The sequence below is a fragment of the Pseudomonas sp. G5(2012) genome, assembly GCF_000408945.1.
GTDB lineage: Bacteria > Pseudomonadota > Gammaproteobacteria > Pseudomonadales > Pseudomonadaceae > Aquipseudomonas > Aquipseudomonas umsongensis.
The window spans coordinates 1-10,545 of the sequence record NZ_APIO01000072.1 but is presented as its reverse complement, the minus strand read 5'-3'; the positions used below and the strand labels follow the sequence as shown (position 1 = coordinate 10,545).

The 10,545-nt window shown below is 59.9% G+C and carries 13 protein-coding genes and 1 pseudogene; 11 read left to right on the top strand and 3 right to left on the bottom strand.

The genetic code is table 11. From position 1 onward, the window contains the following. Positions 1 to 319 precede the first annotated feature (319 nt). Positions 320 to 619 (bottom strand): hypothetical protein, encoded by a 300-nt coding sequence (locus PG5_RS33755; RefSeq protein WP_080725397.1) that lies wholly within the window; start codon positions 617 to 619, stop codon positions 320 to 322. Between the two features lie 202 nt (positions 620 to 821). Between PG5_RS33755 and PG5_RS21555 the strand changes: the two genes are divergently transcribed. After that, the gene (locus PG5_RS21555) at positions 822 to 1,517 is read left to right on the top strand and encodes a tRNA (adenine(22)-N(1))-methyltransferase TrmK (RefSeq protein ID WP_282958372.1); all 696 of its coding nucleotides are present in this window, start codon (positions 822 to 824) and stop codon (positions 1,515 to 1,517) included. Between the two features lie 12 nt (positions 1,518 to 1,529). On the opposite strand, the gene PG5_RS21550 is transcribed toward PG5_RS21555, so the two are convergent. Continuing rightward, positions 1,530 to 2,339, bottom strand: coding sequence for an AraC family transcriptional regulator (locus PG5_RS21550; RefSeq protein ID WP_033044699.1), 810 nt, complete (start codon positions 2,337 to 2,339; stop codon positions 1,530 to 1,532). 96 nt (positions 2,340 to 2,435) lie between these two features. Here PG5_RS21550 and PG5_RS21545 point away from each other — a divergent pair, with 96 nt between their 5' ends. From PG5_RS21545 to PG5_RS35155, 10 genes and pseudogenes are all read left to right on the top strand, one after another. Next, the gene (locus tag PG5_RS21545) at positions 2,436 to 3,392 is read left to right on the top strand and encodes a threonine dehydratase (RefSeq protein ID WP_020799234.1); all 957 of its coding nucleotides are present in this window, start codon (positions 2,436 to 2,438) and stop codon (positions 3,390 to 3,392) included. Positions 3,393 to 3,530: 138 nt separating this feature from the next. Next, a complete protein-coding gene (locus tag PG5_RS21540) occupies positions 3,531 to 4,172 on the top strand; it encodes a hypothetical protein (protein WP_020799233.1) in 642 nt (213 codons plus the stop codon). Positions 4,173 to 4,364: 192 nt separating this feature from the next. Next, the gene (locus tag PG5_RS21535; protein ID WP_020799232.1) at positions 4,365 to 5,021 is read left to right on the top strand and encodes a hypothetical protein; all 657 of its coding nucleotides are present in this window, start codon (positions 4,365 to 4,367) and stop codon (positions 5,019 to 5,021) included. Continuing rightward, positions 5,021 to 5,452 carry a phage holin family protein gene (locus tag PG5_RS21530; RefSeq protein ID WP_020799231.1) on the top strand — a complete coding sequence of 144 codons (432 nt, stop codon included), beginning with the start codon at positions 5,021 to 5,023 and terminating at the stop codon, positions 5,450 to 5,452. Before PG5_RS21535 ends, PG5_RS21530 begins: the two co-directional genes overlap by 1 nt. After that, on the top strand, positions 5,449 to 6,270 hold the full coding sequence (locus PG5_RS21525; protein ID WP_020799230.1) for a DUF3618 domain-containing protein: 822 nt from the start codon (positions 5,449 to 5,451) through the stop codon (positions 6,268 to 6,270). Before PG5_RS21530 ends, PG5_RS21525 begins: the two co-directional genes overlap by 4 nt. 345 nt (positions 6,271 to 6,615) lie before the next feature. Beyond that, positions 6,616 to 6,912 carry a hypothetical protein gene (locus tag PG5_RS21520; RefSeq protein WP_020799229.1) on the top strand — a complete coding sequence of 99 codons (297 nt, stop codon included), beginning with the start codon at positions 6,616 to 6,618 and terminating at the stop codon, positions 6,910 to 6,912. Between the two features lie 35 nt (positions 6,913 to 6,947). Further along, positions 6,948 to 8,114, top strand: coding sequence for a carboxylate-amine ligase (locus PG5_RS21515; RefSeq protein ID WP_020799228.1), 1,167 nt, complete (start codon positions 6,948 to 6,950; stop codon positions 8,112 to 8,114). A 38-nt stretch (positions 8,115 to 8,152) separates the two neighbouring features. Continuing rightward, positions 8,153 to 8,653 (top strand): CinA family protein, encoded by a 501-nt coding sequence (locus PG5_RS21510; protein ID WP_020799227.1) that lies wholly within the window; start codon positions 8,153 to 8,155, stop codon positions 8,651 to 8,653. 69 nt (positions 8,654 to 8,722) lie between these two features. Further along, positions 8,723 to 9,193, top strand: a pseudogene (locus PG5_RS35000) (cytochrome ubiquinol oxidase subunit I); the annotation flags it as partial. Then, a complete protein-coding gene (locus tag PG5_RS35155; RefSeq protein WP_237750044.1) occupies positions 9,179 to 9,595 on the top strand; it encodes a cytochrome ubiquinol oxidase subunit I in 417 nt (138 codons plus the stop codon). The pseudogene PG5_RS35000 and the gene PG5_RS35155, both read left to right, overlap by 15 nt. 197 nt (positions 9,596 to 9,792) lie before the next feature. Here PG5_RS35155 and PG5_RS21500 read toward each other — a convergent pair whose 3' ends face one another. Next, on the bottom strand, positions 9,793 to 10,227 hold the full coding sequence (locus tag PG5_RS21500; protein WP_020799224.1) for a hypothetical protein: 435 nt from the start codon (positions 10,225 to 10,227) through the stop codon (positions 9,793 to 9,795). Positions 10,228 to 10,545: the final 318 nt, after the last annotated feature.

Below are 10,545 nucleotides of genomic sequence, written 5' to 3'. Positions count from 1 at the left end.
CAGAACCTCCACTCGGCCTCTCGATGTGGCAAGAAAGTCAACAGCCAAAGCAACCGCAACAGCCAAAGCAACCGCAACAGCCAAAGCGAGGCGGCCTGACAGCCGACCTGATTACTGCTCTGTCCGCGTTGTGATCGTTCCCACGCAGAGCGTGGCAACGATCACAGCACCGCGGGCCGTCAGGTGCCCAGCGTCCATCGCGAGCATGCTGAACTGCTCCATGGCTATTGGCGACAGAGAGTTGTTGTAGCTGTGGAGCTTGCTCGCGATGAAGGTCAACGATCACGCGGGAAACCTGACTCACCTAGCGACCGCCAGATCAATGCCTGCACTCCGACAACACCACCTGGCACGTCCCGGGTGTACCCCCCGAACGACCCGCATAACGTATGCAGTTATTCAACGACTTCTGCCGCGCAATGCTCAAGGTGGAGCCAAAGGCCAGGCCGCCTTCGCCAGCGGAGGGCAGGGCTTTGGCATAGCAGCTTGCGCCTGTGCCTGAGGCCGAGTTGCGAGCCGAGGTGTTCTTGCCCGCACATCCCGCTGTCAGCACCAGGTTGATGGCGAGAAAAGAGGGCAGGACCCATGACGAGCATTGGCGCACTGTTATTGCGGTCATCCCGTTTCCCCTGGCTCAAGCGGCTGGCAACCGGTGGTGTGCCTGATCAGTCTAGTCGGCCTGGGGGGCTGGTGAAGGTGTTGCCGATCAACAGTCATGGCGCCCTTGTCGCATAAATTTGAAATGCACGGCGTTACTCGACAGAATCGCCCCCCCGATCGGGCCAAAGGTGCTGCAAGTTCGGGGTGAAAAGGGGTAGTAATTGAACGAACAGACATTGTCCATGCGCCTGGAACGCGTGGCGGCGCATGTGCCAGCCGGCGCGCGCCTGGCCGATATCGGCTCGGATCACGGCTACCTGCCAGTGGCGTTGATGCGCCGTGGCGCGATCAGCGCGGCAGTGGCCGGTGAGGTGGCGTTGACACCATTTCGCTCGGCCGAACGCACCGTGCGCGAGAGCGGCCAGCACGCACGGATCAGCGTACGCCTGGCCAATGGCCTGGCAGCAATCGAGCCGGAAGACGACATCACGGCGATCAGCCTCTGTGGCATGGGCGGCGAGACCATCCGCGACATCCTCGACAGCGGCAAGGCGCGCCTGAGCGGCCAGGAACGCCTGATCCTGCAGCCCAACGGCGGCGAACAGCCACTTCGCCTATGGCTGATGGAAAATGGCTACCGCATCCTTTGTGAGGAAGTGCTGCGGGAAAATCGCTTTTATTACGAAATCATCGTCGCCGAGCGCGCCGGACCGATGGTGTATAGCGCCCAGGAACTGTACTTCGGCCCATTGCAGATGCAGGCCCGCAGCCCCGTGTTCCTGGCCAAATGGCAGCGAATGCTGCGCGTCAAGCACAAGACCCTGGGCCATTTCGCGCGGGCGCGGCAGGCCGTGCCCGAGGAGAAGATGCAGGACATCACCCGGCAGGCCCGATGGATCACTGAGCTGCTGGCTTAACCCCATCCGGGACTAGCAACCACGCAACTGCGCGGGACTCACGCCAAGACGCTGCCTGAAGGTGGTCGTCATGTGCGCCTGGGAGTTGAAACCGCAGGCGTGGGCGATGTCCGCCAGCCTCGCGGTCGAATCACGCATCAGGGCACGCGCCTTGGCAAGGCGCCGGTCAATCAGGTAACTGTGCGGGCTTTGCCCCGTCGCCTGCTTGAACGCACGCATGAAATAACCTTCGGACAACCCGAGCAATTGCGCCATTGCCTGCACACCCAGCGGGCCGTCGAGGCCGGCATCGATGAACTCATCGAGCAAGCGCATGCGGTTGGGCGTTAGTGAGCCTTGCAGCGGAGTCGACAAACCTGCGTTCGTTGTAGCGCGTTCAGCCAGTGCGAGTGCCCAGGCCTCCCAATCGTCCGCCACCCCAGCCTGTAACAGCGCACCGCGCATTCGCAGGGCGAGGGCGGTCGCCTGCGGATCCATGCGGTTGTTAAAGGCCCGATCCCCCGGCAATACCCTCCCGTCGGTGCGTATCACCCGCAGGTATTCACCGCCCGTTGGCGATTCAGACAATACGTCACACCCGGTGGGGACGAACGCCAGGCCGTTGGGCATGGCAATGAAGGGTTGTACCCGATCGCTGCCGATGGCGTGCAGGCCGCGCTGGCTGTCGAAGGCAAAGCCAATCGCCGACTGGTTCGCGACATATCGGGTCGCGTAGGCGCTGCCGGGCAGCAGTTCGATCGCCCATGGCCCCACCTCGATACGGCGCACCGGTTCAGGCGGGAATGGCGGTTGCAGGCGGTTGAGAGGGTTCATACACACCATAGTAATTAAGAAGGGGGCCGAAAGTCAGGTCGGTTTTCTGAAAGCCGGCCAAGGGCGTGCGTGTCTAGACTGGGCCAAACCCCTGGGAGCCTCCTCATGCACACACTGACTCGCGACGATATCGAACAAGCTGCTCGCCTGGTTTACCAGGTGATGCCTGCCACCGCGCAGTACCCCTGGCCCTTGCTGGCTGAACGCCTGGGTTGCACCGTGTGGGTCAAGCACGAAAACCACACGCCGACCGGTGCATTCAAGGTGCGTGGCGGCATTACCTTCATGCACTGGCTCAAGCGCACGCATCCGGGCGTGCGAGGCATTGCCACTGCCACCCGCGGCAATCATGGTCAAAGCCTGGCGCTGGCGGCCAGCGCGCAGGGGTTGAATTCGCTGATTGTCGTGCCGCAAGGTAACTCTCTGGAAAAGAACAATGCCATGCGCGGATTTGGCGGCGAAGTGGTCGAACATGGCCGCGATTTCGATGAGGCCCGCGAGGAAGCCGCACGCCTGGCACAGGTCCATGGCCTTTACCTGGTACCGCCATTCCACACCGAGCTGGTCAAAGGCGTGGCCACCTATGCGCTGGAACTGTTCAAGGCCGCGCCGGACCTGGATACCGTCTACGTGCCGATTGGTTGTGGCTCGGGGGTTTGCGCAGTGATTGCCGCCCGCGATGCGCTGGGCCTGAAAACCCAAGTGGTCGGCGTGGTGTCCACCGAGGCGGCAGCCGCGAAATTATCCTTTGAAACGGGTGCACTATGTGAAACCGCCTCTGCCGACACCTTTGCCGACGGCCTCGCCGTGCGCAAGCCGATTGCCGAAGCCTTTGCCGTCTACGCGGCAGGTGCAGCGCGGATCGTGTCGGTCAACGAGGCGCAGATTGCCGAGGCCATGTGCATGTATTACACCGATACCCACAATCTCGCAGAAGGCGCAGGCGCCGCCGCCCTGGCAGCGCTCATCCAGGAGCGCGACGCAATGAGGGGCAAAAGGGTGGGGGTGATCCTGTCCGGTGGCAACGTCGACAGATCGGTGTATGCGCGCGTGATCGGCTGACGGGTTTGCCCCTCCGTCAGATACGGCGCACTCGACTATCATGAAATCAACCCAATTGGCAGCGGGCGTGGCGGGACAAGGTAGCCGCCGTGCCTATCCCCGCGCCATTGTCGATGAACTCCAAGGCATTGGCCGCCCATGAACCTTTCAGAGTTGATCTGGCCCCGGTTGCAAACGCTCACTACGCAAGCGCTCAAGGAGCAAGAGACCGGGCATCAGCAGGACAACACGAGTATCAGGGCGGCCAACTGGGACGTTGACACCGATGCGGCGCTTGAAGAAGCGCGACGCCTCGATGATGCCGAATCGGATCGACGAAAAACCGCAGACGCCAAAGCCAGCCTCTACCTGGCAGTCGTCACCGCGCTCGCACCGGTGTTAGCCACTTTGCTTGCGAGCATCTGGAGCGACAAATCAACCATCGGCTACAGCATCGTCTGGTTGACCATCTTCCTGGTGGCCACCTTGTATCTGTTTCGCGCAGGCATCTGGGCATTCGAAACGCTCAAGGTCTCAGCCTCAAGCCGGGTCGACGCCAGTGACCTGGCGAGCCTGTGGTGCAAGACCGATCCCAAGCCCGAGCTGGTGGAGAAACTGCTGCTTGCCGTGAGGCACAACCACACCGGGACCCATCGCAAGCTGTCCTGCATCAGGATGACCCATGCCTTTCTGCTCAGGGCCTTCCTGTCCTTTACCCTGTTGCTGATCGTCCAGGTCGCCTGGATACCTGTTTGTCAGCTGGTAGCGCTGGTGGTCACCACGATCCGTTGTACCTGCTAGGTGAGAGGGGCGCGAGCTCCCAGCCTTGGCACTGACGCAACAGGTGGGCTTCCCGCTTGAGAAGTATTGATCACTCATCATTCCATTGGAACTCCCCATCACACTGTCCCGTCATCAGAAGGGAGGGGGGCTGCGGCTATTTCGTGGCGAACCCTGATAACGCTTTTCTTCACTCAGAAGGCGAGGGACGACATGAATACTACAGACAGCACGACAGATAACCTGTCAGGCAAGCCCAATACAGCAACACCAGCCCCTGACTTTGAACACCTCAAGGAGAACGTGACAGAAGCGCTTGGCGGTGCGAGACAGCAGGTGGATGAGCAGTTTGGCCAGTACCGTGACACGGCAGCCGATCAGATCGAGGCCCTGGCCCAAGGGGCAAAATCTTTCGTTTCGGAACTTGAGGACAAGGACAAGCTTGGCATGTCCGACTACCTCGCAGACATGGCGGAGTCCATGAGCGGGCTGGCGGGGAATTTGCGCGGGAAAAGCGCGGAGCAGCTGCTCCACGACGCGGCCGATCTGGCGCGCAATAATCCGGGATTGTTCATTGCCGGCAGCATTGCGCTGGGCTTTGGCCTTTCGCGTTTTCTCAAGGCCGGCACCGCGCCTGCGGCGACAGTCAGCGATAGCGATGGTGGCGATCCGGCGACAGGTCGTTCAATGCCTCCGTCAGGTGGTTTTGGCGCTCAACGACCTTACGAAACCTCCGTTCCGACACGTCCCGATCACAACCCGGGTCTGGCAACCGGCATCACGCCGGCCTCGCCGAACGGACAGGGTCATCCATCAGACTTCGCGACGAATCCGACTCCCGGTTCCACGTCCTTTAAAGGAGCGCTGTGATGAACAGAGATAACCCAGATCTGCCGGGCGCAAGACCGGTGCCCGTGCCTGAGACTGACGCTTCGGTTGTCGGGCTGTTGCGTCAGTTGACGCGCGAAGTGCCCTCGTTGTTCACCAAGGAACTGGCGTTGGCCAAGGCTGAGCTGCTAGCCAGCCTTACGACGCTCAAGGCTGGCATTGCCGGTGTCGCTGGCGGGGCGATTGTGCTGCTGGCGGGGTTCATCATTCTGCTGATGTCCGTGGTCTATGGCTTGAGCATGGTCATGGCACCGTGGCTGGCCGCACTGATCGTCGGTGTCGTGGTGATGATCGTCGGGTTCGCCATGTTGCAATCCGGGAAAAAACAGTTCGAACCGTCCCACTTCAAGCCTGATCGCACGCTGGACGCCTTGAACAAAGACCAGGAAGCGCTGCGTAGGAGAGTCTCATGAACAGTGAATTCGAAATCGAATCGCAAAAAAGCCCCGAGACCATCGAGCGTGAAATCGATGCGCAGCGTGCAAGCATTGGCAACATCGTCGATGCGCTGGAAAGCAAGTTCACCCCGGGTCAGGTCTTCGATCAGGCGTTGTCTTTCATGCAGAGCAACGGCACTACGTTCCTGAGTAACCTTGGCACGAGCGTGCGCAATAATCCGGTGCCTGCGGTGGTGACGTCGGTGGGACTGTTATGGTTGATGATGAGCCAGAACCGTCCGCCGACTCCTCGTCCCGTTTATCGAGCGCAACCACAGGAGAACAAGGTAGGGGAGTGGACCGATGGCCTGGCGGATGGCCTCGACGGTGCGCGCGAGCATTTGCACCAGACTGCCGACACCCTGAAGGAGGGTTACCAGACGGTTAAAGGCAAAGCGGCGCACTTGGGCGATAACCTGGGCGCTGCCAGCGAAAACATCAGCCATGCCGTGCACGATGCCAGCGATCGCCTGGTGCGCGGAACGCAACAGATGAGCAACCAGGTCAGCCAGTTGCTCAAGGAACAGCCGCTGATGATGGCCGCTGCAGGCATCGCCTTGGGGGCGATGTTGGGGGCAGCATTACCCTCGACAGCGACCGAGCAGCGCTACATGGGCAAGACCGCCGCAGGGTTGGCCGACAAGGTCAAGCAGCAGGCTCGGGAGGGATTCGAAGCGGTGCGCGATACGGTGACTAAAACCACCGAGCACACGGATGTGGAGAAGCCCGTAGGGGATCGCCCCGTGCCCGGCAGCCAATCAGCCGATCTGTCTCGTGGGTTAGGTACGTCGTAAGGCATCAAGCGAAAGGCGGGAGGTCGAATCTTGACCTCCCTTTTTTTGCTTGGGATTTGCTGCAACAGCAGTTGAGAACGCGCAGCCGGGAAAAGTTTTAAGCGATTGAACATAGACGGACGACTGGCCGGACGGTTTGTGCCCCATGAGATCTGCAACGTGGACGCAAGCGGCCTGAAGTCGAGCGCTTCAATCGAGTCTGGCTGTTTGTCCTGGTCATTACCGTGCATACGCATTGGGCTGAACCAGAACACCTGCAACCTGGTCGGCGCCTCTTGTCGGTCCCCATGAACCTGCCTCGAACCGTGTTGATCCATTCAGAAATGACTCGGGAATTCCACTGCCATGAACGCCTTCACAAACCGACTGACGCCGGCACAGGAACGAAGATTGTGTGCATTGGACGCCTGGTACCAAGCACTCGATGACATTGCACTGCGCAAGGAATCTCCGGATGCCTATCACGAAGAACTGCTCAGACAATCAGATGAAATGGATCGCCTGCGCATTGTCAGTTGGCAAGAGTGGCGTGATCTGCGAATAAAGGCCGATCTGGCTTTTCTGCGCGCAGTAGCGGGAGAGGATTATCACCGAGTGGGCCAAGTGAGCGATGGTGACGTCGCGGTTGATGATCAGGGGTGATTGCAGGCGGCAGTGTGAAAGGCGAGGGCACATCAATGAACAGACGGTTGAAGTTCGGAATTGAAGAGGAATACTTCATCACTGACTTGCACACCCGGCGAATGTCCGATGAGCCTCCCGGCGCTTCGATCGAAGCGTGCCAGGAGGCGATGGGCAATTGCTTTGCTTATGAAATGTTCCAAGGCCAGATCGAAGTAGCGTCCCCTATCTTCACCTGCATGCCGGAAGCCGAGAACTACCTTGTCTCTGCTCGCACAAATTTGCAGCGTAGGCTGGTGCCCTACGGCCTTGGACTGCTCTGTGCGGGCAGCCATCCTTTGGCTGACTGGCGCACGCAGCAGGCCACCGGGCAGGATCATTTTCTCCAGCTGTTTGACGACTACCAACGGGTCGCCCGGCGCAGTGTGCTGTCGGGGCTGCACGTACATGTCGAGGTGCCGGGTCACCTTGATCGTATCCAGGTGATGAACGAAGTCTTGCCGTGGACGCCGCTGTTGTTGGCACTGAGCAGTTCTTCGCCCTTTTGGGACGGTGCCGACAGCGGCTTCATGAGCTATCGGCAAACGGCCTGTGACGAGTGGCCAAGGATGGGCATCCCGGAGTACTTCGAAGATGAGGCTGCCCATGACGCCTACATCGCACTGCTGATGCGTACCGGCGCCATCAGGCAGGCCAGCGAATGCTGGTGGGGAGTGCGTCCTGCTTCGCGGTATCCGACCCTGGAGTTACGTATGACGGATGCCTGCCCGCGCCTTGAAGACACCTTGTGTATCGCCTCGTTTTTTCGACTGCTGGTGGCCTATGCGATTGATCAACCTCGGCCTGGGTCGGGCTATTCGCAAGAGTCCCGTTGGATCCTCAAGGAAAATCGGTGGCGCGCGAAACGGTCAGGCACGCATGGGGCATTCATCGTCGAAGGGTACGACCGACCCTTCTCGGCCGAGCAGTGGCTTGTCCTGGCGCAGCAGATCCTGGGTGAAACAGCGCGGTCAATGCACGTGGAAAACGTCTTTTCCCAGGCCCGCCGGATCCTGCGCAATGGCACCAGTGCCGACCGACAGCGCAGCGTTTACCAACGAGCCCTGCGCAGCACAGGGGATACCCATGCCGCACTCGCTGACGTGGTGGATCAACTGCTGATGGAAACATCGCAAGAGCCCTGCGCAAGTGATGACCTGCAACCAGCGCTGTGCGAGTCGTGAGCCGACATTAACGACACCAGGCGTTACCGGGAGGCGCCATGCCTATTGCCGACGACACTGTTGAATATCTGCGCAAGTACGCATTGCTGCTGACCACGGCGGAGTCGTGCACCGCCGGCAAAATCATCACCCTGCTTTCCGAGGTCGAAGGCAGTGGAGAGCTGATCGAGAGCGGCTATGTGGTCTACTCACCCGAAGCGAAGCAGCGACTGTTGAGGGTCAATCCCGACACGATCGCAACGTTCAATCTGACCAGCTGTGAAGTGGCGCGGGAAATGGCTCTGGGAGCCCTGCACGACAGCACCGCCAATGTGGCTGTGGCGACGACAGGCATCCTTGGCCCTGATGACGTCGACGGGATTCCCGCTGGCACCATTTGTTTTGCCTGGGCTTATCAGACCGAACGGGGGCTGAGCATCTTCAGCCGGCAGCATCGGTTCATCGGTTCGCGTTGTGAGGTGCAGCGGTTGGCGGCAGACCACTCATTGAAGCTGCTGCCGCATTTTCATCAACGTGCGTTGGCCGGCGAGTGTGGGTAGAGACAGCCATGGGCGACAAAGCCGATTACCGGAGTTGCGATTGAGTGCTGTGTGCAACACAACTTCCTGATGGCGCTTGAAGCGCTTTGGCTGCGGCGCCGGCAAAAGATCTTCCTGGACGTCTACCGCTATTGGCTGAAAGTGTTTGCCCTCACCGTGGCGGTGGGCACGGCGTCGGGGCTGATTCCGGAGTACCAGTTCGGGCTCAACTGATCGCGGCTGTCGACCCAGGCGGGAGACACCCTCGGCCCGTTGATTTTCTGCGAAGTGCTGGCGGCCTTTTTTCTGGAGGCGTGTTTTCTTGGCATCATGTTGTTCGGCATGAAGAAGGTCGGCCCGCGCCTGCATTTTTTTGCCACTTGCGCCGTCGCCATCGGATCGATCTTCAGTGCCTTCTGGATCCTGTCGGCCAACTCCTGGATGCATACACCCGGCGGTTACGCCATTGGCGCAGATGGACGCTTCATTGCACGGGATTGCTGGGCAATCATCTTCAATCCTTCCTTCCCTTATCGGCTTGCGCACATGACCTTGGCCGCGTTTCCTGGTCTCGCGACACTACTGGCCGGCGTCAGTGCCTGGCAGCTGTTGCGTGCGGATTCGCTGTACCTGCGGCATGACCTGAGTAGCACCATCGCCGCCCTCGACGAATTCCCGCCCCAGGACATCCCCCCTGTGCACGGTGTTCTTTGCTTTTCGCGTCATGGTCGGCCTGGGCCTGTTGATGTTGGGGCAGGGCGTGGCCAGCCTGGTCCTGCGTGGCGACATCGCCTGTATGCCACGCGCTGGATGTACAGGTGGAGTGTCGGGATGACCTCGGCTGGATTCCTCGCGATGTTGAGTGGGTGGACAGCGACAGAGGTTGGCCGCCAGCCGTTCACCGTTTATGGATTGCTGCGCACGGCGGACAGCCTGTCAGCGGTTACCCGGGGCAGGTGGTAGGCGCGACATGGACAATCCTGGCGTTCTACCTGGTGATCTTCGGCGTGGGCCTGTGGGTGCTGCTGGCAGTGTTGGCGTGCCTTGGAGAGCGACAAACAACGTATGGGAGATTAGCTTGGCGGTTGGCGCATGGGGGTGAGCAGGTCAACAATCGATTTGCCTGTCGCCTGCCCCCGATTTTCTGGCTGCCCAATGTGTCAGCGCAGTAAGAGTCCCGCGGCCCTGGCTCGCAAAGCCATTACCAGATTGGCTGGCATTTTTTTGATTTCTTCAGGCCAGAGCGCCAGATGCCCCCGAAATTCTCTCGACTCATCGTCGAATTTTGAAATATCAGCAAGCACGAAGCTGTATCGACTGAGGTAAGCCGCAGACAAATCATCGGCCAACGCCCGCGCAGGCTCGCCGGCTAACGCCAGGCACCATTGGGCAATTTCAACGATTCGTTCACTGGGCGTACGCGGCGCCACACCGTGTAGGAAGTTCAGGATGTATTGGTTGTAGAGCAGCGCGCCTTGCTCGGGCTCTTCCGTAGGGTTTCCGGGGCAATGTCGTCGTTCCCAGGGAAGCATGTAGACCATTTTGTCCAGCGCAGTCTGAAGAACATAATCCGACGGCTTAACCAATCGATGCATAATCTTCTCCGGATAAAAAAACGGTTTAGCTATGGTAGCTCATCCATGGAAGCCAATAGCCTGTATGAAGAAATTTGGGGGAAATATCCGTTGTTGCGGTAATGGCCACTTAGAGTTTGGGCCTTACGGCGACTTACTTTTCCAAACGTGGGAACGCCGGGCCAGCGAAAAACTGGGCAACAGGCTCTTGGTTTGACGGGGTACCCAAATCCAGAGCTAAAGCGAGGCGGCCTTAAAGCCGACCTGACTTTTTCGGGTGCACCTGGATGATCGTTCCCACGCTCTGCGTGGGAATGCCGCCAGGGACGCTCCGCGTTC